The organism is Novosphingobium sp. SG751A, assembly GCF_013149295.1.
GTDB lineage: Bacteria > Pseudomonadota > Alphaproteobacteria > Sphingomonadales > Sphingomonadaceae > Novosphingobium.
Genome location: NZ_JABGCB010000010.1, coordinates 204,880 through 231,537, shown reverse-complemented (window position 1 = coordinate 231,537; position 26,658 = coordinate 204,880). Strand labels below are relative to the sequence as shown.

The 26,658-nt window shown below is 63.4% G+C and carries 28 protein-coding genes and 1 tRNA gene; 10 read left to right on the top strand and 19 right to left on the bottom strand.

What is annotated here, in order from left to right; all coding sequences use genetic code 11:
* Positions 1 to 106 precede the first annotated feature (106 nt).
* Positions 107 to 1,138 carry a polyprenyl synthetase family protein gene (locus FHW96_RS15410; RefSeq protein WP_172341455.1) on the bottom strand — a complete coding sequence of 344 codons (1,032 nt, stop codon included), beginning with the start codon at positions 1,136 to 1,138 and terminating at the stop codon, positions 107 to 109.
* 74 nt (positions 1,139 to 1,212) lie between these two features.
* Between FHW96_RS15410 and FHW96_RS15405 the strand changes: the two genes are divergently transcribed.
* Positions 1,213 to 1,533 carry a chorismate mutase gene (locus tag FHW96_RS15405; RefSeq protein ID WP_172341454.1) on the top strand — a complete coding sequence of 107 codons (321 nt, stop codon included), beginning with the start codon at positions 1,213 to 1,215 and terminating at the stop codon, positions 1,531 to 1,533.
* 146 nt (positions 1,534 to 1,679) lie between these two features.
* On the opposite strand, the gene FHW96_RS15400 is transcribed toward FHW96_RS15405, so the two are convergent.
* From FHW96_RS15400 to FHW96_RS15390, 3 genes are all read right to left on the bottom strand, one after another.
* The gene (locus FHW96_RS15400; protein WP_371815729.1) at positions 1,680 to 3,083 is read right to left on the bottom strand and encodes a sensor histidine kinase; all 1,404 of its coding nucleotides are present in this window, start codon (positions 3,081 to 3,083) and stop codon (positions 1,680 to 1,682) included.
* 6 nt (positions 3,084 to 3,089) lie between these two features.
* A complete protein-coding gene (locus tag FHW96_RS15395) occupies positions 3,090 to 3,758 on the bottom strand; it encodes a response regulator transcription factor (protein ID WP_172341453.1) in 669 nt (222 codons plus the stop codon).
* 83 nt (positions 3,759 to 3,841) lie between these two features.
* Entirely contained in the window at positions 3,842 to 4,144 is a 303-nt protein-coding gene (locus tag FHW96_RS15390) for a PepSY domain-containing protein (RefSeq protein WP_371815728.1), read from the bottom strand.
* Between the two features lie 170 nt (positions 4,145 to 4,314).
* Between FHW96_RS15390 and FHW96_RS15385 the strand changes: the two genes are divergently transcribed.
* A complete protein-coding gene (locus FHW96_RS15385) occupies positions 4,315 to 6,105 on the top strand; it encodes an ABC-F family ATP-binding cassette domain-containing protein (protein ID WP_172341452.1) in 1,791 nt (596 codons plus the stop codon).
* A gap of 209 nt (positions 6,106 to 6,314) precedes the next feature.
* On the opposite strand, the gene FHW96_RS15380 is transcribed toward FHW96_RS15385, so the two are convergent.
* Complete coding sequence (locus FHW96_RS15380) at positions 6,315 to 6,788, bottom strand: DUF6456 domain-containing protein (RefSeq protein ID WP_172341451.1); 474 nt, start codon at positions 6,786 to 6,788, stop codon at positions 6,315 to 6,317.
* A gap of 108 nt (positions 6,789 to 6,896) precedes the next feature.
* On the opposite strand from FHW96_RS15380, the gene FHW96_RS15375 reads away from it, so the two are divergent.
* Positions 6,897 to 7,469 carry a helix-turn-helix domain-containing protein gene (locus FHW96_RS15375; protein ID WP_172341450.1) on the top strand — a complete coding sequence of 191 codons (573 nt, stop codon included), beginning with the start codon at positions 6,897 to 6,899 and terminating at the stop codon, positions 7,467 to 7,469.
* 13 nt (positions 7,470 to 7,482) lie between these two features.
* Positions 7,483 to 8,658 carry a glycosyltransferase gene (locus FHW96_RS15370; RefSeq protein WP_172341489.1) on the top strand — a complete coding sequence of 392 codons (1,176 nt, stop codon included), beginning with the start codon at positions 7,483 to 7,485 and terminating at the stop codon, positions 8,656 to 8,658.
* A 178-nt stretch (positions 8,659 to 8,836) separates the two neighbouring features.
* Here the strand turns inward: FHW96_RS15370 and secF are convergent, their stop codons facing one another.
* The 3 genes from secF to yajC all read right to left on the bottom strand — a co-directional run bounded on the left by secF (position 8,837) and on the right by yajC (position 11,832).
* A complete protein-coding gene (gene secF / locus FHW96_RS15365) occupies positions 8,837 to 9,793 on the bottom strand; it encodes a protein translocase subunit SecF (protein WP_172341449.1) in 957 nt (318 codons plus the stop codon).
* 15 nt (positions 9,794 to 9,808) lie between these two features.
* Complete coding sequence (gene secD, locus FHW96_RS15360; RefSeq protein WP_172341448.1) at positions 9,809 to 11,383, bottom strand: protein translocase subunit SecD; 1,575 nt, start codon at positions 11,381 to 11,383, stop codon at positions 9,809 to 9,811.
* Positions 11,384 to 11,496: 113 nt separating this feature from the next.
* Positions 11,497 to 11,832 (bottom strand): preprotein translocase subunit YajC, encoded by a 336-nt coding sequence (gene yajC / locus FHW96_RS15355; RefSeq protein ID WP_273616424.1) that lies wholly within the window; start codon positions 11,830 to 11,832, stop codon positions 11,497 to 11,499.
* A gap of 298 nt (positions 11,833 to 12,130) precedes the next feature.
* Here yajC and FHW96_RS15350 point away from each other — a divergent pair.
* The 5 genes from FHW96_RS15350 (at position 12,131) to accC (ending at position 15,139) form a co-directional block, all read left to right on the top strand.
* A tRNA-Pro gene (locus FHW96_RS15350) sits at positions 12,131 to 12,207 on the top strand.
* A 107-nt stretch (positions 12,208 to 12,314) separates the two neighbouring features.
* Complete coding sequence (locus FHW96_RS15345; protein ID WP_172341447.1) at positions 12,315 to 12,605, top strand: 3TM-type holin; 291 nt, start codon at positions 12,315 to 12,317, stop codon at positions 12,603 to 12,605.
* A 95-nt stretch (positions 12,606 to 12,700) separates the two neighbouring features.
* On the top strand, positions 12,701 to 13,135 hold the full coding sequence (gene aroQ / locus FHW96_RS15340; protein ID WP_172341446.1) for a type II 3-dehydroquinate dehydratase: 435 nt from the start codon (positions 12,701 to 12,703) through the stop codon (positions 13,133 to 13,135).
* Between the two features lie 146 nt (positions 13,136 to 13,281).
* Complete coding sequence (gene accB / locus FHW96_RS15335) at positions 13,282 to 13,788, top strand: acetyl-CoA carboxylase biotin carboxyl carrier protein (protein WP_253950993.1); 507 nt, start codon at positions 13,282 to 13,284, stop codon at positions 13,786 to 13,788.
* A gap of 7 nt (positions 13,789 to 13,795) precedes the next feature.
* Positions 13,796 to 15,139, top strand: a complete 1,344-nt coding sequence (gene accC / locus FHW96_RS15330; RefSeq protein WP_172341445.1) for an acetyl-CoA carboxylase biotin carboxylase subunit — start codon at positions 13,796 to 13,798, stop codon at positions 15,137 to 15,139.
* Between the two features lie 263 nt (positions 15,140 to 15,402).
* On the opposite strand, the gene FHW96_RS15325 is transcribed toward accC, so the two are convergent.
* From FHW96_RS15325 to FHW96_RS15275, 11 genes are read right to left on the bottom strand one after another with little or no spacing between them, the layout of a single operon-like run.
* Complete coding sequence (locus FHW96_RS15325; RefSeq protein ID WP_172341444.1) at positions 15,403 to 16,521, bottom strand: aminotransferase class I/II-fold pyridoxal phosphate-dependent enzyme; 1,119 nt, start codon at positions 16,519 to 16,521, stop codon at positions 15,403 to 15,405.
* Positions 16,518 to 17,105 carry a TetR family transcriptional regulator gene (locus FHW96_RS15320; protein ID WP_172341443.1) on the bottom strand — a complete coding sequence of 196 codons (588 nt, stop codon included), beginning with the start codon at positions 17,103 to 17,105 and terminating at the stop codon, positions 16,518 to 16,520. The genes FHW96_RS15325 and FHW96_RS15320 overlap by 4 nt, the downstream gene beginning before the upstream one ends.
* A 15-nt stretch (positions 17,106 to 17,120) precedes the next feature.
* Positions 17,121 to 17,849 carry a sulfotransferase gene (locus FHW96_RS15315; RefSeq protein WP_172341442.1) on the bottom strand — a complete coding sequence of 243 codons (729 nt, stop codon included), beginning with the start codon at positions 17,847 to 17,849 and terminating at the stop codon, positions 17,121 to 17,123.
* Entirely contained in the window at positions 17,846 to 18,811 is a 966-nt protein-coding gene (virB11, locus tag FHW96_RS15310) for a P-type DNA transfer ATPase VirB11 (RefSeq protein ID WP_172341441.1), read from the bottom strand. The genes FHW96_RS15315 and virB11 overlap by 4 nt, the downstream gene beginning before the upstream one ends.
* Positions 18,808 to 19,830 (bottom strand): TrbI/VirB10 family protein, encoded by a 1,023-nt coding sequence (locus FHW96_RS15305; RefSeq protein WP_172341440.1) that lies wholly within the window; start codon positions 19,828 to 19,830, stop codon positions 18,808 to 18,810. Before FHW96_RS15305 ends, virB11 begins: the two co-directional genes overlap by 4 nt.
* A complete protein-coding gene (locus FHW96_RS15300) occupies positions 19,827 to 20,501 on the bottom strand; it encodes a TrbG/VirB9 family P-type conjugative transfer protein (RefSeq protein ID WP_172341439.1) in 675 nt (224 codons plus the stop codon). The genes FHW96_RS15305 and FHW96_RS15300 overlap by 4 nt, the downstream gene beginning before the upstream one ends.
* Positions 20,498 to 21,343 (bottom strand): virB8 family protein, encoded by an 846-nt coding sequence (locus tag FHW96_RS15295; protein WP_172341438.1) that lies wholly within the window; start codon positions 21,341 to 21,343, stop codon positions 20,498 to 20,500. The genes FHW96_RS15300 and FHW96_RS15295 overlap by 4 nt, the downstream gene beginning before the upstream one ends.
* The gene (locus FHW96_RS15290) at positions 21,340 to 22,503 is read right to left on the bottom strand and encodes a type IV secretion system protein (protein ID WP_172341437.1); all 1,164 of its coding nucleotides are present in this window, start codon (positions 22,501 to 22,503) and stop codon (positions 21,340 to 21,342) included. The genes FHW96_RS15295 and FHW96_RS15290 overlap by 4 nt, the downstream gene beginning before the upstream one ends.
* Positions 22,500 to 24,830, bottom strand: a complete 2,331-nt coding sequence (locus FHW96_RS15285; RefSeq protein ID WP_371815730.1) for a VirB4 family type IV secretion/conjugal transfer ATPase — start codon at positions 24,828 to 24,830, stop codon at positions 22,500 to 22,502. The genes FHW96_RS15290 and FHW96_RS15285 overlap by 4 nt, the downstream gene beginning before the upstream one ends.
* Positions 24,803 to 25,114 (bottom strand): type IV secretion system protein VirB3, encoded by a 312-nt coding sequence (locus FHW96_RS15280; protein WP_172341435.1) that lies wholly within the window; start codon positions 25,112 to 25,114, stop codon positions 24,803 to 24,805. Before FHW96_RS15280 ends, FHW96_RS15285 begins: the two co-directional genes overlap by 28 nt.
* Complete coding sequence (locus FHW96_RS15275) at positions 25,111 to 25,401, bottom strand: TrbC/VirB2 family protein (RefSeq protein WP_253951002.1); 291 nt, start codon at positions 25,399 to 25,401, stop codon at positions 25,111 to 25,113. The genes FHW96_RS15280 and FHW96_RS15275 overlap by 4 nt, the downstream gene beginning before the upstream one ends.
* A 325-nt stretch (positions 25,402 to 25,726) precedes the next feature.
* Between FHW96_RS15275 and purC the strand changes: the two genes are divergently transcribed.
* The gene (gene purC, locus FHW96_RS15270; RefSeq protein WP_172341434.1) at positions 25,727 to 26,506 is read left to right on the top strand and encodes a phosphoribosylaminoimidazolesuccinocarboxamide synthase; all 780 of its coding nucleotides are present in this window, start codon (positions 25,727 to 25,729) and stop codon (positions 26,504 to 26,506) included.
* Positions 26,507 to 26,658: the final 152 nt, after the last annotated feature.

Sequence of the window (26,658 nt, the reverse complement as noted above, 5' to 3'; positions counted from 1 at the left end):
TTTATAAGCCGCTTCGCGGAACAGCGCATCATCGCGGTTTCGACATAACCCCATAATGGGATTGCAAAGGGTCAAGACCCTTTGCCCGCCGGAGGCCAACTACCTCTTAATACCGCCGCGCCACCGAAAACAGCGCCGCTTCTTCCAGCGCCGAACGCATCTCGCCCGCCGGGAAAATGCTCAACGCATCAATCGCCTTCTGCGCATAATCGGCCGCGCGCTGACGAGTGGCCTCGACGGTGCCGTGGCGAGCGATGATGGCGATGGCCTCGGCCAGATCCTCATCCTCCGCGCGGAAACCGGCGATCGCGTCGCGCCAGAACTGTTTTTCGTCCTCGGTGCCGGCGGCATAGGCGAGAATCACCGGCAGCGTCATCTTGCCATCGCGGAAATCGTCGCCCTTGCCCTTGCCCATTTCGGCGGCTTCGGAATCATAATCAATGGCGTCGTCCACCAACTGGAACGCCACGCCAAGGTAGCGACCATAGTCATCCAGCGCCTGCTCCTCGGCATCGCTGCGCCCGGCCACAACCGCCGAAATACGGCAAGCGGCGGCGAAGAGCGCGGCGGTCTTGGCGGCGATGATCGAGAGGTAGTGTTCTTCGCTCGTCTCAATCTTGCGCTGGGCGGTCAACTGATCGACCTCGCCCTCGGCAATAATCGAGGAGGCGCGCGACAGGATATCCAGCACCCGCAGCGACCCAGCCTCAACCATCAGCTCAAACGAGCGGCTGAACAGATAGTCGCCCACCAGCACCGTGGCCGGATTGCCGTAAATAATATTGGCCGCCGCCTTGCCCCGGCGCAGGTCCGAGCCATCGACCACATCGTCATGCAGCAGGGTGGCGGTGTGAATGAATTCGACCGCCGCAGCCAGCGCATATTGCGCGCCGCCCGTATAACCCACCAGTTCCGCCGCCGCGACGGTCAGCATCGGGCGGAGACGCTTGCCCCCGCTCGAAATCAAATGCCCGGCAAGCTGCGGGATCAGCGGGATCTCGCTCTCCATGCGGCTGAGAATCACGGCGTTGACCTCGTCCATCCCTTTGGCCGTCAGCGCCAGCAAAGGGTCGATCGAGGGCTGGGGCGCGTCCATGGGCGCCCCAAGTTCAGTCAAGGAAACGGGTTGGGCAGTCATCGGGCCCGCATTGCGCCGCATCCCGCGCAAAGGCAAGGCTGGAATCGACCATTGTCTCATGCTAGCGGCGCTTTATGGTTGAAACGTCACATCAGGGCAGCCTTGTTGCCACCACCGATCCGGTTCTGGCCTCCTTTCGGTCCAGCATCGACAATATCGATGCCGCGCTGATTCACATTCTGGCCGAACGATTCCGTATCACCAAGGCCGTGGGCGAATATAAAGCCACCCACACCCTGCCCGCCAGCGATCCGGGGCGCGAAGAACGCCAGATCGCCCGGCTGCGCAAACTGGCCGAGGACGCCCAGCTTGATCCCGATTTTGGCGAAAAATTCCTGCGCTTCATCATTGATGAGGTGATCCGGCATCATGAAAAGGCCAAGTTGGGCGAGTGAAGGTTTGGGGCTTTTGCCTCCGGCGGGCAAAGGGACTCGGTCCCTTTGCAATCCCGATACTATGTGGCGCATCATCGCGGCTTCAGTGCTACCCCATAACGGGATCGCAAAGGGCCCCGCCCTTTGCCCGCCGGAGGCATCTTCTATTACCCCCGCGCCCTGGGCAACCGCAACTTCACCAACAACCCGCCCAGATCCTCGCTTTCATCCAGATCGACATTTCCGCCATAGATTTCCGCCACATCGCGCACGATGGCCAGCCCCAGCCCCGTCCCCGGCTTGCCGGTATCCAGCCGCGCGCCGCGGTCGAAAATGCGGGTGCGCTCCGCTTCGGGGATGCCCATGCCGTCGTCCTCGACCCAGATTTCGACCAGCTCGCCCTTGTCGCCCGCATCGACGGTGACGAACACGCTGCCCCCGCCATATTTAGCTGCATTTTCGATCAGATTACCCAGCAGATCGTCCAGATCCTGCCGCTCAATGGCAACCTGGGCATCGTGCGAACCGTCCAGATCGAAGCGCGCATCGGGATAGAGTCGCTCGACCGCGCGCATGACCGATTTGGCCGCATCCCACACCGGCGTGCGTGCCTGCCCCGCCCCGCGCCGCCCCACGGCGCGGGCGCGGGCAAGGTGGTGTTCGACCTGCCGGCGCATCACCGCCGTTTCGCGCGCCACCGACTCGGCCAGATCCAGCTCCTTGGCCTGCGCGGCATTGAGCAGCACCGTCAGCGGCGTTTTGAGCGCATGGGCCAGATTGCCCGCATGGGTGCGCGCCTCTTCGGCCTGCCTCTCGTTGTGCGAGAGCAGGTCGTTCAACTCCTGCACCAAAGGCTGCACCTCGACCGGCAGCGGATCGCTGACCCGGTTGGCCCCGGTGCTGCGCATATGGGCAATGGCCAGACGCACGCGGCGAAGCGGTGAAAGGCCATACCAACTCTGGATCGCGGCCATCAGCACGAGGCCAAGGCCCAGCACGAGGAAACTGTCGATCAGGATCGTGCGGATGCGACGTATCTGCGCGTCCAGTTCATGCCGGCTCTCGGCCACCACGAACCACCATGTCGTATTGCTGCCCGGCAGGATGATCGAGCGCTCCATGATGCGCAGGGGTTCGCCGGAAAACTGGCTCGAATCGAAGATATGCGCCTGCGTGTCCTGATGATCGGCCGAGATCTTCAGCGTGCGATCCCACAGCGAGCGGCTGGGGAAATCCTCATGCCCCTTGCCGCTGATCTGCCAGTATAATCCGCTGTTCGGCTCTAGAAAACGCTGGTCGCCAAGGGGGCGGTTGAAGAACACCTCGCCATCGGGGCCGATTTCGGCGCTGCCGATCATGCCGGTCAGCATATAGCCGAGCTGTTCGTCAAAATTGCGCGTGACCATCGCGGTCATCGCCCGGTCCAGCGCCAGCCCGCCCGCCAACAGCAGCACCAAGATCCAGCCCACCGCGATCAGCATCATGCGCCGCGCAAGGCTGCCGGTGTATTTTATTCCGTCAACCTTGCGCGTATCGCTTTGTGCTGTTTCCGGCGTCTGGCCGCTGGCCATTGCTGCTTATCCGCGCGCAGGCTCGTCAAGGCTGTAGCCCAGCCCGCGGATCGTGGTGATCACATCGGCGCCCAGCTTCTTACGAATGCGCGTGACAAATACCTCGATAGTGTTTGAATCGCGGTCGAAATCCTGATCGTAAATATGTTCGATCAATTCCGTGCGCGACACCACCTTGCCCTTGTGATGGAGCAGATAGGACAACAGCTTATATTCCTGCGCCGTCAGCTTCACCGGCTCGCCCGCCAGCGTGACACGGCCCGAGCGCGTGTCCAGACGCACATCGCCCGCGATCAGTTCGCTGGACGAATTGCCCGAAGCGCGACGGATCAACGCGCGCAGGCGGGCGATCAGTTCCTCGGTCTGAAACGGCTTGGCCAGATAATCATCGGCGCCGCCATCGAGGCCCGCCACCTTGTCCGACCACGAATCGCGCGCCGTCAGCACCAGCACAGGGAACTTGCGCCCCTCCTTGCGCCACATCGACAAGACGGTCAGCCCGTCGATTTCGGGCAGGCCAAGGTCAAGGATCACCGCGTCATAATCCTCGGTGCTGCCCATGAAATGGCCATCCTCGCCATCGGTGGACAGATCGACCGCATAGCCGGTCTGTTCCAGCGTGGTTTTCAGCTGGCGGCCCAGCGTGGGTTCATCCTCGACGATCAGGATCCGCATCTGGCACTTCCTTATTATTAGGTCGGATTAACAAAGGGAGATGGGCGCCAGGCCGCGCCGCGTCAAGCGCAAGGGAGCAGGGATCAGCGCCGTTGGCGCAGGATTTCCCCGGAACGCGCATCAACATCGACAAAGACTACGCGCCCGTCCTTAACGAACTTCAGGCGATAGGCCATAGCCAGCGGGTCGTATTCAGGCCCGAGATATTGCGCGCCCGCCATCATCGGCAAAACATGCGTTTCGATTTCACGCAGCGAGCGCACATTACCCGCGCGCATTTCACGGCGGGCCTCGCCCTGCGCCTCGCCCGGGCCGGCATGGGCCGCCGGCACCGGCGGAAGAGCCAGCGCCGAAACCACCGCCCAGAGCGCCAGAGGGGCCATCATCAGCATAGAGGTGAGCCGTGTGAACATGAAAGGTGGGTTATCCGTTTGCGATTGAACGCGATGTGAATAGAGAACATAGCGATTGTTCAGCCAGCCATAGAAGGCAAGAGGGGGCGATAAAAAGACGCGAATTGCTTGCCTTCCCGGCGGGCACTGCCTAACGCGCGCCCATGGCAGTTGCACCTATTCTCAGCTGGGAAGGACTGAGCCTGATCCAAGGATCGGGCTGGCTTTTTCGCGACCTCGACATTTTCATCGCCCCGCGCGACCGGCTTGCGCTGATCGGGCGCAATGGCGCGGGCAAGACCACGCTGCTGCGCCTGATCGCGGGCACGCTGGACGCGGACAAGGGCAAGCGTTCGATCCAGCCGGGGACCAAGGTGGTTGTGCTGGAACAGGACCCGGATTTTGGCGGCTGCCCTCGCCTGCTCGACTATTGCCTCAAGGGGCCGGACGCCCCGCCCCAGCATGAGGTCGAATCCATCGCCAGCCAGTTGGGCATCGACCTGAACCGCGAAGCGGTCAGCGCTTCGGGCGGCGAGCGGCGGCGGGCGGCGGTGTGCCGCGCTCTGGCCAGCGAGCCGGACCTGCTGCTGCTGGACGAGCCGACCAACCACATGGATCTGGCCGCGATCGACTGGCTGGAAAGCTGGCTGATGCGCTTTACCGGCGCCTTTGTTGTCATCAGCCATGACCGCACCTTTTTGACACGGCTGACGCGGGCAACTCTGTGGCTGGATCGCGGATCGCTGCGGCGGCGCGAGGTGGGCTTTGGCGGCTATGAGGCGTGGGAAGAGGAAGTCTATGCCAACGAGGCGCGCGCGGCCGAAAAGCTGGACGCCAAGCTGAAGCTGGAAACGCACTGGCTGTCGCGCGGGGTTACGGCGCGGCGCAAGCGTAATCAGGGGCGTTTGGAAAAGCTCTATCAGATGCGTGCGCAGCGGGCCTCAATGCTGTCGGTGCAAGGCGCGGCCAAGATGAAGCTGGCCAGCGACGATGTAAAAACCAAATCGGTGATCGTGGCTGAGGGCGTGTCGAAGAAATTCGGCGACCGCACGATCATCCGCGATTTTAACCTGCGCATCCAACGCGGCGATCGGATCGGCCTTGTCGGCGGCAATGGTGCGGGCAAGACCACCTTGCTCAAAATGCTGACCGGCGAACTGGAGCCGGACACCGGCACGGTCAAGCTGGCGCAGACGCTCTCGGGCGTGATGATCGACCAGCAGCGGAGCCTGCTCAGCCCGGAAAAGCGCATTCGCGATGTGCTGGCCGAGGGCGGCGACTGGGTCGATGTGCGCGGTGAGAAGAAGCATGTTCAGGGCTATCTCAAAGACTTCCTGTTCGACCCCGGCCTGATCGATGCCCGGGTCGGCACGCTGTCGGGCGGCGAGCGGTCGCGCTTGTTGTTGGCGCGCGAATTTGCACGGACTTCCAACCTCTTGGTGCTGGACGAACCGACCAACGACCTTGATCTGGAAACGCTCGACCTGCTTCAGGAAGTTATTGCCGATTATGACGGCACCGTGCTGATCGTTTCCCACGACCGCGACTTTCTGGATCGCACCTGCACGGTCACGCTGGGGCTGGACGGTTCGGGCCGGGTGGATATCGTCGCAGGCGGCTATGCCGATTGGGAAAAGCAGCGTCAGCAGCGCAATGCTCCGGCGGCCAAAAAGGCGGTTGTGGCGGACAAGGCCGAGGTGGCGCCTGTGGTCATGCCCGCGCGCAAGGTCAAGCTGAGCTATAAGGATCAGCGCGATTACGACCTGCTGCCCGCGCGGATCGAGACGCTGGATGGCGAGATTGCCAAGCTGGAGGCGGCGCTGGCCGATGGGGATCTCTATACCCAAAACCCGGCGCGGTTTGCGCAATTGACGGCGGCACTGGACAAGGCTCGCGCGGAAAAGGATGCTTCCGAAGAGCGTTGGCTGGAATTGGCGGAGATGGTGGAGGGGTGAGAAGCGGGAAGGTTTTGCCTCCGGCGGGCAAAGGGTCTCGACCCTTTGCAATCCCGTTATTGCATTTCGTCGCGCTTCCGATCAACTTTGCAGCGCCGCAGGCTTTTAAACCGCTTCGCGGATTAGCGCTTCGATGCAGAAATGGCGCCACCCCTTAATAGGATTGCAAATGGACCAAGTCCCTTTGTCCGCCGGAAGCATAAAGCCCCTCACCCGATCCGATAAAACCCCGCCACCCGGTCGAGCGCCAGCTTCAACACCAGCTTGCCCGACCGAACGGGCCATTCGAGCGCTTTTTCGGCCACGGGCAGACTGTCCCCTGCGCAAACGACGCGCCAAAGAATGTCGGAGAGTCCCTTGCCCGCCTCCGCAAGCGCGCCGTCGAAACGGGCCTTGGCGGCAATCTGGCGCTCGGTGGGGTTGAGATCGCGGTCATGGCGGCTGCCCCGGATAGTGACGGGTTCCCAGCGCATTGAAATATTGGGGCTGAGCTGCGCCATTTCCCAATCGGCGCGCAGCCGCTCGCCCGCATCATATTCCCGATCGGTCAGATGACCACGCGCGTGGAGCCATGTGAGGGGTGATTCGCACAAATTAACCGTCACGCTGCGCCCCAATCGGCGAGATTTTCCGCGTCCCGGCCCCTGTGCGGTTAATTCCCGTTCGACAAGTTGACGATTCATAGTACTATCTCCTTAGGTTTGTTCCGCCATTCCCTGCAAAGAGTTTGCCAAACCGGGCGAATTGTAGGAAAGTGAAAAAACCGGATTGGTTCGAGGGGTCGGCTAGTCATGATTAACCGCATACGTGATATTCGCAGACAAAAGGGCATGACGCTGGCCGATGTGGCCGCGCGTTGTTCACCGCCCACAACGGCGCAGACGATTGGCAGGCTGGAAACCGGCACGCGCAATCTTTCGCTCATCTGGATGAACCGGATTGCCCTCGCACTTGAGGTCGATCCGGAGCTTTTGGTGCGCGGCGATGCTGCCGAACAGGCCAAAATGGTCGCTCGCCTGACCGATGTCGGGGCCGAAGCATTGACCACGCCGCGCGATGCCATTCTGCCTTCCGAACTGGTGGGAGAAGGCACGCAAATGGCCATGTCGGTGGAAACCGGCGCGGGCGATTACCGCAGCGGCGACCAGATCTGGCTGCGCCAGATGCAGCCGGAGAGTTTCTCCAAACTGGTTAACCGCGACGTGCTTGCTCCGCGTCCAGGGGGGCGATTCGTTTTTGGCCGCCTGATCGACCGCGACGAGCATCGCATCGCGCTGCTGCCTCCCGGCATCGGCCATCGCCAGTTGGTGATCGACAGTCCGCCATGGCTGGCCGTTGCCGAAATGTTAGTGAGGAAGCTGTAATCACCCGCGCATGATGCGCGTCCTTTCCATTTCCACCCTGTTCCCCTCGCCCGTGCGCGGGGGGTTCGGCAAATTCGTCGCCAATCAGATGGCGGCGCTCCACCAACTGGGCGGGGTTGATCTGACCATGATCAACCCCATCGGCCTGCCGCCTTTTCCGCTCAGCCTGCGTCGGCCCTATCGGGATTGGGCGCGATGTCCCGCGCAATCGGAATTGGCTGGGCTGACGGTCTTGCATCCGCGTTTCACGCTGATCCCGATGATTGGAGGCGATAGCAATCCGGCGCGGATCGCTCGCGCGGTGCTGCCTCTTGTGCGGCGTCTCCATGCCGAAAAGCCCTTTGATCTGGTCGATGCGCAGTTTTTCTTTCCCGATGGCCCCGCCGCCGCGATCATCGCGGGCGAATTGGGCCTGCCGCTGACGATCAAGGCGCGGGGATCAGATATCCATTACTGGGGCGCAAGGCCCAAGGCGTTGGCACAAATGCTGCGTGCGGCCGATCAGGCATCTGCGTTGTTGACCGTCTCGGGCGCTCTGGGGCGGGATATGGTGGCGTTGGGCATGGATGAGGCGAAATTGCGCATCCACTACACCGGGCTCGACCGCTCCCGCTTCATACCCACGCCGCGCGATCAGGCGCGGGCCGCCTTGCCGGAAAGACTGGGCCTGTCGATTCCCGATGGCGTACCCTTGCTGGTTTGCCCCGGCGCTCTGATCGCCATCAAGGGGCAGGCGCTGGCCATTGGCGCTTTGGAGGAATTGCCCGATGCGCATCTGGCGCTGGCCGGCACCGGCGCTTATGAAACCGTCCTGCGTCAGGTTGCCGAACCTTTTGCCGCCCGGGTTCATTTTCTCGGACAGGTCAGCCATGATGCCCTGCCCCTGTTGATGAGCGCCGCCGACGCCGTTGTGCTGCCATCCGAACGCGAGGGATTGGCCAATGTCTGGATCGAGGCGATGGCTTGCGGGGCGCCTCTGATCATCCCCGATATTGGTGGCGCGCGCGAGGTCATTTCCTCTCCGGCGGCGGGACGGATTGCCTTGCGCACGCCTCACGCCATTGCAACGGCGGCCCGGGAATTGCTGGACGCGCCCATTGCCCAGCAAGATGTGGCTGCGCAGGTGGCGGGGTTTAGCTGGGACGCCAATGCGATGAAACTGAAAGAAATTTGGCAGGAAACAAGGTAGCCTCCGGCGAGCAAAGGATCTCTATCCTTGGCAATCCCATTATGGGGCTCGCTCAAAACCCGGCGCCGCAGGCCATAAAAAAGCGGCTTCGCCGCATAAGCAACGAAGCCGCCCAAAACCTATTAACGGGATTGCCAAGGGACAAGTCCCTTGGCAATCCCGCCGAAGGCAGCCCTAATTAAGGCGCCTCATCCTTGCTCCCCTCACCCGGCACAAAGCTGGTCGGGTTGACCTTGAGCCAGATCAGCATCGGCGCTGCGGCATAGATCGAGGAATAAGTGCAGACGAAGATGCCCAGGATCAGCGCCGCCGAGAAGCCGAAGATGACCTTGGGCCCCAACAGCAGCAGCGCGATCAGCGTGATCAGCATCGTGCCCGAGGTCACCACCGTGCGCGCCAGCGTTTCGTTCACCGACAGGTCGAGCAATTCCTCCAGCGGCATCTTGCGGAACTTCTTCAGGTTCTCGCGGATGCGGTCATAGACCACGATCGTATCGTTGAGCGAATAACCGATCACCGTCAGGATCGCCGCCACGATGGTCAGGTCGAACTCCATCTGGGTAACGGCAAACAGGCCCAGCACCAGCGAGACGTCATGCACAAGGCTGACCAGTGCGCCGACGCCGAATTGCCATTCAAAGCGATACCAGATGAAGATCGAGATCGCGAGGCTGGCAAAGCCCAGCGCCTTGAACGCGGTCCAGCCCAGTTCCTTCGAAACCTTGCCCGACACCGAATCGACCCCATCGACGCGCGCATCGGCATAGTTCTGCTTGATGTTGGCGGTGATCTTCTTGGCCATCGCATCGGCCAGAGCCGCATCCTTGTCCGACCCTTCGGGCAGACGCAGGCGGATCGAGATCTCGTTGGGCTTGCCAAAGGTCTGGATGATCGGTTCGCCATAGCCCAGCGTTTCGACCTCGCCGCGCAATTGCGCCACGGGAGCGGTCGCGCTCTGGGTAAATGTCACGCGGATCATCTGGCCGCCCACAAAGTCCACGCCCATGTTCAGCCCATGGGTGAACATCAGCGTCCAACTGCCCAGCATCAGCAGGACAGAGATGATCGTGGTTGGCCACTGCCACTTCAAAAAGTGGAGATTGGTGTTGTCAGGGACGAGTTTAAGCAAACGCATGGAAATTCACCCCTATCAGATATGCAGGTCAGACGGGCGCTTGCGGCGCAGCCAGCCCGCCACCCACATGCGGGTGAGGAAAACGGCGGTGAACACCGAGGTCGCGATACCGATCATCAGCACCACAGCAAAACCCTTGATCGGGCCGGAGCCGAATTCGAACATCAGCACGGCGGCGATGATATGGGTGATGTTGGCGTCGAAAATCGTACGGCTCGCTTCCTTGTAGCCCAGTTCGACCGATTGCACGACCTTGCGCCCGCGCCGCCGCTCTTCGCGGATGCGCTCGTTGATCAGCACGTTGGCATCGACCGCCGCGCCGATGGTCAGTACGAAACCGGCGATGCCGGGCAGCGTCAGCGTGGTGTTGAACACCGCCATGATGCCCAGGATCATCAGTACGTTGATGATGACCGCCGAGTTGGCATAAATGCCGAAGCGGCCATAGGTGACGGCCATGAAGATCACCACCAGAGCCGTGCCGACCACCATGGCGATCATGCCCTTGTGGATCGAATCGGCGCCAAGGTCGGGGCCAACGGTACGCTCTTCGACCACCTTGAGGTCCACCGGCAGCGCGCCCGAACGCAGCGCAATGGCCAGCTGGTTCGCGCTTTCGACGGTAAAGCTGCCCGAAATCTGGGCGCTGCCGCCCATGATCGGTTCGTTGATGTTGGGGGCCGACAACACCTTGCCGTCCAGAATGATGGCGAAAGGCTTGCCGACATTCTGGCTGGTCAGGCGGGCGAATTGTTCGCCGCCCTGATTGTCGAAGGTGATCGAGACGACCGCTTCGTTATGCTGGCTGAAGCTTTGCGTGGCATTGGTCAGGCGGTCGCCCTTGATGCCGCCCAGACGCTTGACCGCAATCGCGCCTTGCCCATTGGCAAAAGGCACGATTTCATCGCCGGGCGCCGCAACGCCGCCCGCCATGCCGTTCTGATCGACCAGCTTGAATTCCAGCTTGGCGGTCTGGCCCAGCAGCGCCTTCAACGCCGCAGGATCGGACAGGCCGGGCACCTGCACCACGATGCGGTCGGCGCCCTGACGGATGATGGTCGGCTCGCGCGTGCCCATGGCGTCGATACGCTTGCGCACGACTTCGGTGGCGGTTTCCATCGCCTTGTCGATGGCGTCGGCAATGCCTTCCTTGGTCGGCGTCAGCACGAAACGGGTGGTGTCGACCACCTGAATGTCCCAGTCACGCTTGCCCGAAAGCCCCGCGCCCGTGGTCAGCGGCACCAGCACTTCGCGCGCGGCATCGACCTCGGCGTTGCTGGCCACCATAAAGGACAGTACGCCGCCCTTGGTGGAAATGTCGCCATAATGCACATTGCCGGCCTTCTTCAGGGCGGCGCGCACTTCTTCTTCCTTGCCTTCAAGGCGCTGCGAAACCACCTGATCGGCATTGGCTTCGAGCAACAGGTGGCTGCCGCCGGCAAGGTCGAGGCCAAGGTTGATCTTGGGATTGGGCAACGAGGAGGGCCAGTTGCCCCCGGCCCATGACACTATCGAAGGCACGGCGGCGGCCACGCAAAGCAGCGTGAGCGCCCAGTACCAAAGCTGTTTCCAGCGGGGAAAATCGAGCATGGGTTCATCCGGCTCTAGAAATGAAAAGCGGCCCGCCCATGGATTGGGCGCGGGCCAGAGCAGCGCACATAAGAACGCCCCGATGCTCGTTCAAGCACGGGGCGCCTATGATGTCAGTCGTTGGCGGGCTTGCCGGTGCCGGGCACCACCACGTCCGAAATCGTCGCCCGCACCGCGCGCACGCGGGTGTTCGGGGCGATTTCCAGTTCGAGGTAATCGTCATCGGCCTTGACCACCTTGGCCAGCAGGCCACCGGCGGTAATCACCATGTCGTTCTTCTTGATGCCTTCCAGCTTGGCCTTTTGGGCCTTTTGCTGGGCCATCTGCGGGCGCAGGAACAGGAACCACATGACAATGCCCATCAGCACCAGCGGCAGGAATTGCAGCCAAGCGGGGGGCTGGCCACCGGCGGCGGCGGCGGAAAGAAGCGAAAGCGTTTGGATCGACACGGGAAAACACCCTTGCGCAGGAATAACAGGAATCGGATCTGGCCGAGCGGGCAGGACAAATCCCGCCTTCTCGCGCCTCCCCCGAAGTGACCGTGCGCCTAGCAGCTTATCCGGATCATATCAATGTGACGGGGCGTGTGCGGCCATAATGCCCGGAATGCCTGGGTTTTGATTCAAGCCCTGATCCGCAAGGCAAAAAAATTGCCAGAAAAATGCAAAAAGATGATTGCCATGCCGAATAAGCCCTCCTATAGGCGCGCCTCCGGCAGGGCAACGCCCCACCGGAAACAACCAAGGTCGGGACGTAGCGCAGCCTGGTAGCGCATCACACTGGGGGTGTGGGGGTCGGAGGTTCGAATCCTCTCGTCCCGACCAATTGGTTTCAAAAAGGCGATTGCCCTAGCGGCGGTCGCCTTTTTTGTTGCTCATTTTCCTACCTGAACCGATTTGGCTATTCGATACTCCCCAACCGGAGATCAACCATGCCCGAATCAACCGATCCGCCTACCGCCCAGATCGAGGCGGCCTGCCCCGATCGCTATATCAGCCGGGCGCGGCCCAGCTTTCTCTATCTTATGTATGGCATGATCCTGCTCAGCCTGCCGATGGGTCTGCTCTCGGCGATCAGCGCGCCGGTGGCGGCCGCCATCACCAATGGCGTCAAGCTTTGGCTCAACAGCCTGCCTGATGGGCTCTATGCTTTGTTCGGCACCGGTTATTTGGGTTATACCGCCGCGCGCCAATGGGGCAAAGTGGCAGGAACGGACCGCTAACCGACAAAGTGGCGGGCACCGACCGCTGAAGCTTGCCCGCTCCACGCGACATAGTATGACGCCTGCAACGCAAACAGTTTCAGGCAGACTTTTCCATGGCAACGACCATCTTCGTCCTCAACGGCCCCAACCTCAACCTGCTGGGCACGCGCGAGCCGGAAATCTATGGCCGCGACACTCTGGCCGATATTGACGCCCGCCTTGCCGCGCGGGCCGAAGAACTGGGCGTTGCCGTGGTCTGCCGCCAGTCGAACCATGAAGGCGATCTGGTGGATTGGCTGCACGAAGCCCGCGCGACCGGCGCCAAGGCGGTGCTGCTCAATGCTGGCGCGTATACACATACGTCGGTTGCGCTGCATGATGCGATCAAGGCGATCCAACTGCCCGTGATCGAAGTTCACCTGTCCAACCCCCACACGCGCGAAGAATTTCGCCATAAAAGCTATATCGGTATGGCCGCCAAGGGCACCATCGCCGGTTTTGGCGCGAAATCCTATCTGATCGCGCTGGATGCGGCGCTGATCCTGTAAGCAGCGATCCGGTAAAATAGAGGTGAAATCGTCGGAATTCCGGGCTTACCTGTGGCTTGGGGGCGGTGAACAACCGCTTTCCCCTTGCCTGTCCTTTGCCAGAGGGATAGGGGCCAAGCCTGATAAACCATCGCCAAGGGGATTTCATGGGCGACAAAACTGAAACGGGCCGCGACATCCAATCCGGCATGAACGTCGATGCTGCGCTGGTGCGCGAGCTGGCGGTTCTGCTGGGCGATACAGGCCTGACCGAAATCGAAGTGGCCGATGGTGGCCGCAAAATCCGCGTGGCGCGTAACATCACTGTTGCGCCTGCGGCTCCTGCCTATGCGCCTGCGCTGCCTCTGGCTCCTGCTGCTGCGCCCGTTGCGGCAGCAGCTGCGGCGGCCCCGGCTGCGGCCGCTCCTGCCGTGGTCGAAGGCACTCAGGTCAAATCGCCGATGGTCGGCACCGCCTATCTGGCACCCGAACCCGGCGCGCCCGATTTCATCACCATCGGCAAGACGGTCAAGGCGGGCGAAACCCTGCTCATCGTGGAAGCGATGAAGGTGATGAACCCGATCACCGCGCCTGTGGCCGGTACGATCAAGGCGATCAGCATCGAAAACGGGCAGCCGGTCGAATTTGACCAGCCGCTGGTTGTGATCGGCTGATAGAATTATGGCCATCAAACGCATCCTGATCGCCAATCGCGGCGAAATCGCTCTGCGCATCCATCGCGCGGCGCGGGAAATGGGCATCGAAACGGTGGCTGTGCATTCGACGGCGGACGCCGATGCGATGCATGTGCGGCTGGCCGACCATGCGGTCTGCATCGGCCCGCCCGCGGCCAAGGACAGCTATCTCAACGTGGCGGCGATCATCAGCGCGGCGGAAATCACCGGCGCAGATGCGATCCACCCCGGCTATGGCTTTCTGTCGGAAAACGCCCGCTTTGCCGAAATCGTCGAGGCGCATGGCCTGATTTGGATCGGGCCCAAGCCCGAACATATCCGCACCATGGGCGACAAGGTCGAGGCCAAGCGGACCGCAGGTGCGCTTGGCCTGCCGCTGGTGCCGGGCTCTGACGGCGCGGTCTCGGAAATCGAGGACGCCAAGCGGATCGCCGAAGACGTTGGCTATCCGGTCATCATCAAGGCCGCCAGCGGCGGCGGCGGGCGCGGCATGAAGGTCTGCACCGGGCCGGACGAACTCGAAACGTTGATGCAGCAGGCAGGCAGCGAGGCCAAGGCCGCCTTTGGCGACGCCACGGTCTATATCGAAAAGTACCTTGGCAACCCGCGCCACATCGAATTCCAGGTGTTTGGCGACGGCAACGGTCAGGCAATCCATCTGGGCGAACGCGATTGCTCGCTGCAACGCCGCCACCAGAAGGTGCTGGAAGAAGCCCCCTCGCCGGTCATCGGTTCGGAAGAACGCGAACGCATGGGCGGCATCGTGGCCAAGGCCATGGCCGACATGGGTTATCGCGGGGCTGGCACGATCGAATTCCTCTGGGAAAACGGTGAGTTCTACTTCATCGAGATGAACACCCGCCTTCAGGTGGAGCATCCCGTTACCGAAGCGATCACCGGCGTCGACCTCGTGCGCGAACAGATCCGCATCGCCGATGGCCTGCCGCTCTCGGTGCGTCAGGACGAGCTGGAATTCCGTGGCCATGCCATCGAATGCCGCATCAACGCCGAAGATCCCTTCACCTTCGCTCCTTCGCCGGGGCTGGTGGAGAATTTCCACGCGGCGGGCGGCCTGCATGTGCGCGTCGATAGCGGGCTTTACGCCGGTTATCGCATCCCGCCCTACTACGATTCGATGATCGCCAAGCTGATCGTTTATGGCCGCACCCGCGAAGGCGCGATCCTTCGTCTCAAGCGCGCGCTTGAGGAAATGGCAATCACCGGGCCGAAAACGAACATCCCGCTCCATCAGGCTCTGCTGGACGTGGATGATTTCAAGACCGGCAATTACACGATCAAATGGCTTGAGGAATGGCTGGCTAATCGCTGATATTCTTTAGGTTATCGAGAAAGAAAGGCCGGTGGGGAGGGAACTTCTCGCCGGCTTTTTTATGCCTCCGGCGGGCAAAGGGTCTCGACCCTTTGCAATCCCATTACTGTCCTTGTTGCGCCAAAAGTTCGGCCTCGCGCTAAATCGCCGCGCCGCAGCCTATCAAACCGCTTCCCGGAAATCAGCCTCGGCCCGCAAATCAAACGCCCAATTAACGGGATTGCAAAGGGGCCCCGCCCTTTGCTCGCCGGAGGCAAGCCTTCCTAAACAAACCCCGCCCTAAACCCCGCCAATCTCTCCACCGCCTGATCCAGTGTCTCGCCCCGCTTGGCATGACACAGCCGCAGATAGCCCCGCTCAGGCCGATCCGCATAGAAAGCCGACACCGGGATCGACCCTACACCCGCCTCTCGAACCAACCGCTGAGCCAAAGCCTCATCCTGCGCAGGCAGACCCGAAGCCGCCAGATCAACCGTCACGAACCACGTCCCCGCACAGGGCAGCACGTGGAACCCGGCCTGCGTCAGCCCGCTTACCAGCCTCGCCTTGCTCTCGACATAGCGGGCGCGATGCGCGGCAAACCATTCCTCCCCCAACGCCAGCCCCTCGGCCACGGCCCATTGCAGCGGGGTGGGGGTTGTAAAGGTGATGAACTGATGGCTGGCCGCCACGCGCTCGGCCAGTTCGGGCGCGGCCACGGCCCAGCCGATCTTCCACCCGGTCAGCGAAAAGATCTTGCCCGCCGACCCGACCTTGACCGACCGATCGCGCAGGGACGGAATATCCAGCACCGAGAGCGGCTTACTGCCATCCAGCACCGTCGCCTCCCACACTTCGTCAGACAATACATAGATCCCATGCCGCTGCGCCAGCGCACCAATGCCCTCCAGCGTGGCACGGTCCAGCACGGTGCCGGTGGGGTTGTTGGGCGTATTGAGAATAATCAGCCGCGTCCGCGCCGTGATCGTGCCCGCCAGTTCCTCCAGATCGAGGCCCCACGCCGGAGGCCGCAAACTCACCAGCCGCGCCACGCCCCCGGCCCGCGCCACCAGCGGCAGATAGGCGTCATACAAAGGCTGAACGCAGATCACCTCATCACCGGGCCGAACCAGCGCCAGAATCGCACTGGCCAGCGCCTCGGTCGCGCCCGAGGTCACGATCACTTCCGCCGCCGAAACGCCATACAATCCCGCCACCGCCCCGCGCAATTCGGGCAGGCCGCGCATCGGCGGATATTGATTGCTGTGCTCGGACAAGGCCTGCCGCGCCGCGCCGATCACCTCCGGCGGCTCCTCCATATCCGGAAAACCCTGCCCCAGATTGATCGCGCCCAGATCGCGGCACAGCCCCGACATCACTTCAAAAATCGTTGTCTGGCTCATAGATCCCCCAAGGCGTGCAGCGCAAAACGGCGGAACTGCATCAGCCTTTCATCCCGACTCTCGCGCCCCTCGCGCCTTGCATCGCGCGGCGGCACATCAAGCGCGGCTGCCGTAACAAAGCGGATGCGCCAGCCCAGCGTCGCCTCATCCACCCCCGGCAGCGTGGCGGCCAACCGCGCCTTCACCTGCGCCACGCCATCGGCAAACATCTCCCATATCTCGTCGTGCAGCGCAGGTGCGGCGCGCGAAAAAATCTCATCCAGCACCACGATGGCGCGATAATCACCGCTCATCGCCGCCTGCGCCCATAAGGGCTGGATCAACGCATCGACACCGGCTTCAAACCCATCGCCGCGCCCCAGCCAGTCGGCCCTCGCCTCGGCAATCATCGCCCCATTGCGCAACGCCAATTCACGCAGCAACCCATCCGTTCCCCCGAAATGATAGCGGATCAGCGCCGAATTGGCCCCCGCGGCGGCCGCAATCCGCCGCACCGAAAGCGCATGAACGCCCTCGCCCACAACAAGCGTTTCGGCCGCCAGCAACAGGCGTGCGCGGGTTTGGGCTGGCGTATCCTCGGTCATGCAGGACCTGCCCTATCAAACCGCGTGCGCGCCGCCAATCCCAGTCAACCTTTCAAACAACACCCGGTCATGGGTCAGCCTCTCCATGATATAGGCCCGATCGGCCGCATCGGGCGGGGCGGGATAATCCACATCCGCCCGCGCATTACGCCGCAAAGGCTTCACCGCACCAAACGGCGCCACCCCCGCAAAAGCCGCCACCCGCGCCAACACGCCAATGTGATCGCACGCCAATTCCGCGCTTTCGATAAACAGCAATTGCCGGCGGGGAAACAGCGCCATGGCCCGCGCCGCCTGTATCCCATAGGCGCCCCGCTCGACATAAGAATGATGGCGCATCCCCGCCTCGCCCGCCGCGGTTCGCCCCCGCCCCTCTCGGATCGCACGGGCAAAGGGTATGGCCTCATCCCCCCGCGCATATTCCATGCACCATTGCGACCAGGCCCGCTCCACCGGATCACGCCGTAGAAAGATCAGCTGCGCCGCCGGATTGTATCGCGCAATCCGCTCCATCGCGCCTGGCCAGAAGCCATAGATCGGCGTGGCATCGACGCGCATCCCCGGCCCGTCAAACCGGGCCTCATAGGCGGCATAGTCGGGCCGCGCCCAATCCACGCCTTCATCGTCGAAGAAATGCAACTCCTTCGGCCCGCCGCACACCCCCGGATGCTCCGTCAGATAGGCGTGCAGGCTGGTCGTCCCGCATTTCTGCCCGCCCGCGATGAACAGGCCGACGCGGCTCATCCCCGCCCCCGCGTGGTGACAATCCTGCTGACCCGCCGCACTCCATCGCGCCGCTCCAACTGCACGACCACATCGACCACTGATCGCGCATAATCCACAATATCCCCCCGCCCCAGCCCCAATCCGGCCTGCAACACGATCAGCGCCAATTGCTCAATCGCGCCCTCCGGGCTGTCGGCATGGATCGTGGTCATCGAACCGGGATGGCCGGTGTTGACCGCGCGCAGAAAGCTGTAAGCCTCCCGCCCCCGCAATTCGCCCAGCATGATCCGATCAGGCCGCATCCGCAGCGAGGCCTGCAACAGATCCTCCACGCCCACCTGCGCCTCGCCCATCGCGCCGCGCACCGCCAGCAGGCCCACCGCATTGGTATGGGGCACGCTCAGTTCCGGCGTATCCTCAATCGTCACCAACCGCTCCCCACGCGGAATCTCGCGGATCAGGGCATTCAACAAAGTTGTCTTGCCGCTCGACGTGCCGCCTGAAATCAATATGTTGCGCCGTTCGCGCACCATCGCGGCCAGATAATCGCTCATCCCCTGCCCATCCCCCGGCGTGGGCACATGTGCAGCAGGGGCCATCCCTTGCCGAAACTGCGCCCCGTCAAACATCCCCTGCGTGCCCAGATCGTCCAGCCCCAGATCGGCCACCACATGCTTTCGGATCGCCATCGCCATCCCTGCGCGCGCGACGGGCGGGGCCACCACCTGAACCCGTGCGCCATCGGGCAAGGCCGCGGCCATCAGCGGATGTTCGCGGCTGATGCCCTGATGGCTGATCCCCGCAAGCCCTCGCGCGATCAGCCAGAGCCGCGCCTCGTCCACCTCGGGCAGAACATGGCATTCCATTCCCCCGCCCATCCGTTCCACCCAGACCTCCCCGGGCCGGTTGACGAAAATATCGGTCACATCCCCCTGCGCCAGAAAGGGCGCAAACGGCGCCAGCCATGCCGTCAGCATCATCGCACCCCCGGCGTTCCGGCAAAATCGAGATCATGCGCGACAAGCACCGCAATCACAGCTCCCTCGCCCACCTTCACCGTGGCGGGCCGATTGACCGAGGGCACCAATTGCTGCCCCAGACTTTGCCCCGTCCCGCCCAGATAGACCGAGGTGCCGCCCCGACTGACCTCGGCCGTGGCCACATTGACCCCCAGCGTCAGCGCCGATTGCAGCACCGCACTGCCCAGCCTTTCGATGGCATGGGTATCAACCCGCCCCGCAATCCCGGCCCCGCCCATCGCATCAGTGGCGGGCGAGGCGATGCGGATGGCCACCCCATCGGGCCGGATCAATCGGTTCCACACCACCATCACCCGCCGCTTGCCTGCGCCGCTGTCGGCCTTGAATTCCCCGATCAACCGGCTGCCGCGCGGGATCAGCACGCGCGTGCCGTCAAACCCGCGCACATCGCCGCTGATAATCGCGCGGGCCAGACCGGGCCGGTCGGAATTGAGCGGCGTCTCCAGCGTGGCGGCGATGATCGTGCCTTGCGGGATTGTGCTGGCGCGGCTGCGGATCAGGGTGGCATGGGCGGTGTCATCGACCGGCGCGGAACCTTCAGGTTTTGCCCCCTGAACCGCCGGTCCCGCGCCCGCAGTATTGTCGACCACCAGCGCAGAATCCCGATTGGCCACCGGGCGAACCGGCGCGGGCGATATATAGACAGGAGGCACGTAAGCCGCAGCCGGAGGCATATAAGCAACCGGCGGCGGAGCAAGCGGTAGCAAGCGCGCGGGCCGTCGCAACACCACCGGGTGCGGCGGCGCCACCTGCGCCCGATCAACCGGCAGCACCAGCGGCGGCGGCGGCACGCTCAGCATAAGCTGCGCCTGCGGCTCGGGCGGCGCCTTCCTCTGCCCCTCCATCCACACAAACAGGCCCAGCCCCAGCACGCCTGCCACCCCCAGCATCACCGGCAAGGGCAGCATGTCGCGCGGCGGGGCCACCTTCGGGCGAATATCGCGCCCCTTCTCCCTCATGGGGCGATCCTCCGCCCCTCGGCCCGCGCATGGCCTGCAATGAAGGTCAGCCGCGCATGGACCCCCTCCACCACATAAAACCCATCGCGCATCGCGCCATTGACCAGCGCCCGCCCCCCTGCGCCCACGCCATAGACGGCGGGCATCGCCGCCCCCTGCGCCCAGCGCATCCGCGTCACCGCGCCATCATCACCAATTTCCACCGGCCAGAGCGCCCGATCCCCGCTCAGCCGATAGCGCCCCGTCACCACCGGTCCCGCCGCCACCGGCGCGGGATAGATAAAGCTCAGAAGATAAGGTTGAACCCCTTCACCCGGCGCCGCGCCATAAAGGGTGAAATTATAGACCCGCGCATCACTCAGCACCGTCAGATTGGTGGTCGGCGCATAGCCCACCGGCTTGATAATCAGGCTGTCGGCGCGCTTGTTGGTCTGCACCACCCATCCTGCGCCGTCGCCCAGCGTGACCGTTTCGATGCGCTCATCCGCGCCAAAGCGCACCGTCAGAGCAAAGCCGTTCGCCACGTGCAGCGCCACGACTTCATCCGGGTCGTAGGCCACGGTCTGCACATGAGGATCGCCGCCGCCCGCGCGCGGCGTGATTTCGGCCATAGCGGGCGCGGGCGCCATCAGGGCAAGGGCGAGCAGCAGGACGCACAGCAGCCGCATCATGGCTCACCCCCGCCGGGCTGAACGATCTGGGGCGACAGGGCGCGGTGGGGATTACGGAAAGGATAGGGTCGTGGCTGCGCCACCTGCATTGCCGGGGCTGTAACGTTCCGCGCCATTTCCGCAGGGGCCAAGGCCACGGGGTGCGGCGCAACCATCGTGGCGACAGGCGGCGTGGCAACAGGCGCAACCGGCGGCGCCTCCTGATCCCGGCGATAGGCGAAAACCTGAAAGCCCAGCGGGTTGATCCATCGATCCGCGATCCGCTGAGGCGCGCCGGAAAAGCGGTAATGCACCAGCGCCACCCAATAGTCGCGCCCCTCCGCCCGATCCCCCCAATAGCGCACCATCGCCTGCCCGGCGCCCATCGCCGTCACGCTCTCCACCCCCACGCGCAGAGCCTTGCTGCGGCCATAGAGGCTGATCGGCCCCTGCGGATTGTCCGCCTGCATCAGCGCCAGATAATCGCGCCGCGCCGCATCGGCAGACCACAGCGCGACCTTGCGATATTGCTCCTCAATCGTGGCGGCATCATAGCCCTCGCGCGCGACGACATATTGCGCGAGCAGCGATTGCGTCAGCGCCGCATCAGGCCGGATCGTCTGGGGGTGCGTGCCCTCCAGCGTCTGGGTAAAGCCGGTATGGCTGTCGACCAGCAGCGTATAGGGCACCACGGTTTTCATCGGCGCCAGCGCGATGATGGCCAGCGCCTCCAGCCCCGCCACGCCCACCGCGACGCCTGCCACGATCCACGCCCGCCGCGCCGATCGGGCATAGGTCGTGTCACGCTGTCGTGCCCAACTGTCGGCCTGTTGGTAATAGGCGATCCTCGTTTCCTCGCTCATGCCGCGCCATTTCTGTTTTGCGCCGCCCCGGCGCCATCTCTATTTCGCGCCGCGCCCGATATGCGGCGCATCCGCCGCCCCGCCGCGCCGCCGCTTTGCCCCAAAGGAGCGCTCAAGAGCGCCGATGCCGCGCCCGCCCGCTCGCTGGTCCGTTCGATATACATTTCCTCGCGGCGCAGGCTGCGCATTGTGATCTGAGCGATTTGCTGGGCGCGGGTGGTGCTGGTCTGTTCGGCCCGCCGCTGGCGGATCACATGCTTGCGGTTTTCATGGCGGATGGAGGAGAAGAAAGTTTCCCCCATCGCGCCTCGGGGCAAACGGATCGCCCACGCCGCCCGCATCACCCCCAGCGCCACCGCCGCCAGCAAAGCCGCAAACAGCCCCGCCCCAGCGGCGATCCTTCCCGCCATCGCATTGGCCCCATCGCCGCCCAAGGCACCGAGCAACCCCGCCACCTGCGGCCCGATCACCGCCAGTTCCAGCCCCAGCACCATCGCCCCCGCGACCGCCGCCAGCATCGCCCCGGCGCAGGCCCGCAGCCACCCCACAAACAGCCCCTGAGCCCCGGCCAGCAACAGCGCCCCCGTAAACAGCGGCCCCAGCCCCAGCAGCAGCGCAATCACCAGACGCGGGGCCATCAAACCCGCCAGCGCCGCCCCCGTCAGCCAAGCGCTGGCCCATGCCACCTGCCCGCGCGCCTCGCTCGACAAGACATGGCCGCCCGGTTGCACTTTGTCCTCGGCGGTCTGAACCCCATCCACGAGCAGGACCTCGTCCAGATCGCCCGCAATCCGGTCAAAACGCGCCGCAAGGCCATAGCGTGATCCATCCGCCTCGATCACCGAGAGCGCGAGGCTCTCCGGCCCCTCGATCCCCAATCGATAGGCCACCACCTCCCACGTGGGCCATTGCGTGGTCAGCGCCAGCACCCCCCCGATGCGCAGCGCCAGCATCAGTCCATCGCGCCCGCGCGCCTGCCCCAGCATCAGCCGATAGCCGATCAGAGCCACGGCAATCGTCAAAGCTGCTGTTAACCAAGCTCCGCCACTCAGCGCCCGCCATCCATCCTGCGCCAGCCCCAGCGCCCGGCAATCGGCCAGCGCCAACACCCCGCCCACATAAGGCCCGGAAGGATCGAATGCCCCGCAATCACCCATCATCCTTCCCCCAGCAGGCGCGGCAGCCAATGGGCAGGATCATCCCCCACCTGCGCCCGGATGGCATCCAGCCGCCGCACATGCGCCTCACGCCCCGACAGCACCGTCAGCCAGCGCGCCCCGCCATTGAGCGCAAGGCGCAAGACCACGCTTTCCCCACCCTGCTTCACCAGAAAGCAGCGCGCCGCATCGGGCATCGCGCGCACCAGTTCGAACTCATGCGGGGTCAGGCCAAAGCCATCGACATAATCGTCCGCCCGCGCTTTGGAGTTGGCGGTGAAGATCTGGGTCGCGGTCTGCTCAACAATCGCCCCCGCGATCCGGCTGGCCAGAGCATCCTCGGCATTTTGCGTGACAAAGCCCAGAATGCCGCCCCGCTTGCGGATGGTTTTCAGCCAATCGCGCAGCCGCCCGGCAAAGATTTCATCATCCAGCGCCTTCCACCCTTCATCCACCACGATGATCGCGGGCGTGCCGTCCAGCTTGGCGTCCACCAGATGAAACAGCGCCATCATCAAAGGCGTGCGCAAAACCGGATGGTCCAGCACCAGCGTCATGTCGATCCCGATGACATCGCGCGTCAGATCAAGGCTGTCCTGCCCCTCATTGTCGAACAGCCATGCGTTTTCGCCCGCGCCCCACCATGCCCGCAGCCGCGCCGCCAGATCATCGGGCATGGGCCGCGCCCCCCCGCGCAGCAGGGCGGCAAAATGGCAGAGCCGCCGCAATTCAGGCGGGGCCAGATAGTTGGCCTCAACCGCCGCCCGCATCACCTCCATTTCCGCCGCATCGCGCAGACCACCCACAAGGCAGCCCAGCCAATCGAGCAAAAACGCCCTGTTGGCCGCCGTATCGGGCAGGCGCAGCGGATTGAGCCCCGAGGGTTGATCTGGCCGCATCGCCTCATAGGCGCCGCCCATCGCGCGGATGAAGATTTCCCCGCTGCGATCTTTGTCAAACAGCACGATGCGCGGGGCAAAGCGGCGGGCCTGCGCCAGCAGGAAATTGGTGATGACGGTTTTGCCGCTGCCGCTGGGGCCGATCACGGTGAAATTGCCCAGATCGCCATCGGCGTGAAAGTTGAAATGATAAGGCCCCGCCGCCGTGGTTTCGAACAAAGCCACCGCATCGCCCCACGGATTGCCCCGCGCGCGGCCCAGCGGGAAATTATGCCCGCTGGCAAAAGCGGCGAAATTGGCCGATCCGATCAGCGCGCGGCGGGTGATATAGGCAAAATTGCCCGGAAACTGTGCCCAGAAGGCCGGTTCCATCCCGACATCCTCGCGCACCGCCACGATGCCCAGATCGCTCAGCGCGGCCAGCACCTCGGCTACGCCCGCATCCACTTCGCGCTGATCCTCGCCCATGATCTGCACGCTCAGATGGTGTTCGCCAAAACCGGCGCGGCCCGCGGCCACCTCATCCTTGGCCTGCGTCAGTTCTTCGCGCAGGCTGATCGCCTCATCATCGGCAGCCCGCATCCGGCGGAGCGCACGGTTCATCCGGCCAAGACTTTCCCCCCGGTCGACAAAGGCGAAGCTCTGGCTGATGCTCATCGCAAAGGGCAGGCGCAGCAGATCGTCGAGCATCCCCGCCGTTGTCTGCCCCGGATAGTCCTTGATCGAGACCATCGCGGCGAAACCATGCCCCATCTGCAGCGTATCCTGGCCAAAGGATACGCGGGCGCGGGGCAGATGATGGCCGACATCGCCATGGGGCAACAGCATAGGCGCCATATCGCCATGAAACAACGCGCCCAGAAATTCGAGCAACTCGCTGCACACGCCATGGCCCGCGTCATAGGCCCCCAGCCGCCGCGCGCCGTAGGGGACCAGCGTCGCCAGCACCTGCTCCACCGCCGCCTCCAGCGCGCGCAATTCGCCCGCCTGTTCCGCCCCTTGCGCGCGGCCCCACAGGCGCCGGGCACGTGCCGGGCGGCGGATAACGGTGATGAACAGGTCATTGGCATAGAGCCGCCGCGCCGCCAGCCTTTCGCGCCATGCCGCGTCCAGCCCCGCGCTGAAAGCATCGGGGAAAGCGCCCTCCAACTCCGGCTCCACCCGGCGGCGCAGGATATGGTGATAGAGGGCAAAGCGCGAGGACCCGATCGCGCGCAGCATCGCCTCGCGCATGTCCTTGCGATAGTTCAGCGTGTCGCCATCGGCGGTTTCGAACATCAACCCGTCGATGCGGATCACCTGCGCCAGCGATCCATCGCGCAGCGCCAGCGTGGCATCATCGACCAGATGCGAATAGGGCAGATGCGCGCCCGCCGCCGCCTCTCCGGCATAATCGGGGGCCTTTACGGCCGATAGGAATTGCATTGCCAGAACCGATAGTGGCGCACACGCGGACAGCGCATCACGCGGACCATCCAGAGGTCGAACCTGCGCGGTTCATGCAGACAGGCCAGCGCGCCCAGCCCATGCACCCCAAAGGCCAGCCCCACCACCCAGACCGAGCGCAGCAGCAGAAAGGCCTCGGTAAAAATTACCAGATTGAGGACGAAGAAGGACCAAGTGACGCCCATAAACATCTGGGGCCGGGTGAGGCCCACAAACAGCGTATCACGCGCCAGAGGGGCCGAGACGGCCGCCGCGCCCCGCCCACTCATTGCCCCGCCGCCGATTGAATGCCCGCCACGATGCTGGCCGCGCCGAACAGGACGAAGCAGCCAAGGATCACACTGGCCCCGTATCGCCAGTTGATCCGCCCGGTCAGCATCATCATGCCCACCACCGCCACGGCCACAACAGCGGCCACAGTGGCCACCGATCCCATCAGCGTCCCCTGTACCCAGCGCAGCGCGCCGACGATAGGACCCGAGCCTGCCGGATCGACGGAACCAAATGTCTGAGCCCCAAATGTCTGAGCCCAAGTGGGCACGGCCCAAAGCGTCATCAAAAGCCCGACCATCCGGCGATAATAAGGGAGCAGATCCTGTTTCATGCCCATGAGGCTAAAAACGGGCCGCCCCCCGCGCAACGCGGATTGCATCGGTTTCCAATCCGATTTTTTACCTAAATGCGCCAGTGATATCCTTCAATCTCGACAAAGCATGTCGGACAAAGGTTGATGCCGGGGCCCGCTTCGGCTAAAGGCCCGCCCTTTCCCGGAGTCTGGCGGTAGTTTTGCCGTATGTTCTGCATTCCGGGGCTTGCCTTTTGGCGGCGCTGGGCGCCAAAGGCATGTATCGCCGATCCAGTCAGGAATTAGGGGAAAGCCCATGTCGCGTCGCCGTCAGATCTATGAAGGCAAGGCCAAGATCCTTTACGAAGGTCCCGAGCCGGGCACGATCATCCAATATTTCAAGGATGACGCCACCGCTTTCAACGCGCTCAAAAAGGGCACGATCAACGGCAAGGGCGTGATCAACAATCGCATCAGCGAATATGTGTTCACCCGCCTGAACCATATCGGCATCCCGACCCATTTCATCCGCCGCCTGAACATGCGCGAACAACTGGTGCGCCAGTGCGAGATCGTGCCGATCGAGGTGGTGGTGCGCAATGTGGCGGCCGGTTCGATCTCCAAGCGCCTTGGCATCCCCGAGGGTGAGCCGCTGCCCCACACGCTGATCGAATATTATTACAAGGACGATGCGCTGGGCGATCCGATGATCGCTGAAGAGCACATTGCTTGCTTCGGCTGGGCCAGCAACGAGGAAATGCAGGACATTTCCAGCATGGCCATCCGCATCAACGATTTCATGTGCGGCATGTTTGCGGCGATCAACATCCGTCTGATCGACTTCAAGCTCGAATTCGGCCGTATCTGGGATGGCGATTACAGCCGCGTGATCCTGGCCGACGAAATCAGCCCCGACGGCTGCCGTCTGTGGGACATGACCTCGGGCGAGAAGCTGGATAAGGACCGCTTCCGTCAGGATCTGGGCGGGGAAGAAGAAGCCTATCAGGAAGTCGCGCGCCGTCTGGGTCTGCTCGACAATGAAGGGCCGAGCGAAGTTCTTGACCTGAACCACCATCGCAAGCTGCGCGGCAAGTAAGCCGGGCGGTCAAGCCAAACAAAAAAGGCGTCTCCAGCGATGGAGGCGCCTTTTTTGTTGATCGGCTCCCCAGCGCCGCCGGGGCGGTCACGATGACTGCGTCAAAGGTGCCGACATGTCCTCTGGCGGCCAGCAGAGTAGAACACCCCAGC

Coding starts and splice junctions, on each gene's coding strand:
- FHW96_RS15380 (WP_172341451.1), bottom strand. CDS start 6,788: ATGAATCGTCAACTTGTCGAACGGGAATTAACCGCACAGGGGCCGGGA.
- FHW96_RS15410 (WP_172341455.1), bottom strand. CDS start 1,138: ATGACTGCCCAACCCGTTTCCTTGACTGAACTTGGGGCGCCCATGGAC.
- FHW96_RS15290 (WP_172341437.1), bottom strand. CDS start 22,503: ATGATGGGTGATTGCGGGGCATTCGATCCTTCCGGGCCTTATGTGGGC.
- purC (WP_172341434.1), top strand. CDS start 25,727: ATGTCGCGTCGCCGTCAGATCTATGAAGGCAAGGCCAAGATCCTTTAC.
- FHW96_RS15320 (WP_172341443.1), bottom strand. CDS start 17,105: ATGACCGAGGATACGCCAGCCCAAACCCGCGCACGCCTGTTGCTGGCG.
- FHW96_RS15370 (WP_172341489.1), top strand. CDS start 7,483: ATGCGCGTCCTTTCCATTTCCACCCTGTTCCCCTCGCCCGTGCGCGGG.
- FHW96_RS15305 (WP_172341440.1), bottom strand. CDS start 19,830: ATGAGGGAGAAGGGGCGCGATATTCGCCCGAAGGTGGCCCCGCCGCGC.
- accB (WP_253950993.1), top strand. CDS start 13,282: ATGGGCGACAAAACTGAAACGGGCCGCGACATCCAATCCGGCATGAAC.
- aroQ (WP_172341446.1), top strand. CDS start 12,701: ATGGCAACGACCATCTTCGTCCTCAACGGCCCCAACCTCAACCTGCTG.
- FHW96_RS15400 (WP_371815729.1), bottom strand. CDS start 3,083: ATGGCCAGCGGCCAGACGCCGGAAACAGCACAAAGCGATACGCGCAAG.
- FHW96_RS15325 (WP_172341444.1), bottom strand. CDS start 16,521: ATGAGCCAGACAACGATTTTTGAAGTGATGTCGGGGCTGTGCCGCGAT.
- virB11 (WP_172341441.1), bottom strand. CDS start 18,811: ATGATGCTGACGGCATGGCTGGCGCCGTTTGCGCCCTTTCTGGCGCAG.
- secF (WP_172341449.1), bottom strand. CDS start 9,793: ATGCGTTTGCTTAAACTCGTCCCTGACAACACCAATCTCCACTTTTTG.
- FHW96_RS15390 (WP_371815728.1), bottom strand. CDS start 4,144: ATGATGGCCCCTCTGGCGCTCTGGGCGGTGGTTTCGGCGCTGGCTCTT.
- FHW96_RS15315 (WP_172341442.1), bottom strand. CDS start 17,849: ATGAGCCGCGTCGGCCTGTTCATCGCGGGCGGGCAGAAATGCGGGACG.
- FHW96_RS15275 (WP_253951002.1), bottom strand. CDS start 25,401: ATGACGCTTTGGGCCGTGCCCACTTGGGCTCAGACATTTGGGGCTCAG.
- FHW96_RS15345 (WP_172341447.1), top strand. CDS start 12,315: ATGCCCGAATCAACCGATCCGCCTACCGCCCAGATCGAGGCGGCCTGC.
- FHW96_RS15375 (WP_172341450.1), top strand. CDS start 6,897: ATGATTAACCGCATACGTGATATTCGCAGACAAAAGGGCATGACGCTG.
- FHW96_RS15295 (WP_172341438.1), bottom strand. CDS start 21,343: ATGAGCGAGGAAACGAGGATCGCCTATTACCAACAGGCCGACAGTTGG.
- FHW96_RS15300 (WP_172341439.1), bottom strand. CDS start 20,501: ATGATGCGGCTGCTGTGCGTCCTGCTGCTCGCCCTTGCCCTGATGGCG.
- FHW96_RS15405 (WP_172341454.1), top strand. CDS start 1,213: ATGGTTGAAACGTCACATCAGGGCAGCCTTGTTGCCACCACCGATCCG.
- accC (WP_172341445.1), top strand. CDS start 13,796: ATGGCCATCAAACGCATCCTGATCGCCAATCGCGGCGAAATCGCTCTG.
- FHW96_RS15280 (WP_172341435.1), bottom strand. CDS start 25,114: ATGAGTGGGCGGGGCGCGGCGGCCGTCTCGGCCCCTCTGGCGCGTGAT.
- FHW96_RS15385 (WP_172341452.1), top strand. CDS start 4,315: ATGGCAGTTGCACCTATTCTCAGCTGGGAAGGACTGAGCCTGATCCAA.
- FHW96_RS15395 (WP_172341453.1), bottom strand. CDS start 3,758: ATGCGGATCCTGATCGTCGAGGATGAACCCACGCTGGGCCGCCAGCTG.
- secD (WP_172341448.1), bottom strand. CDS start 11,383: ATGCTCGATTTTCCCCGCTGGAAACAGCTTTGGTACTGGGCGCTCACG.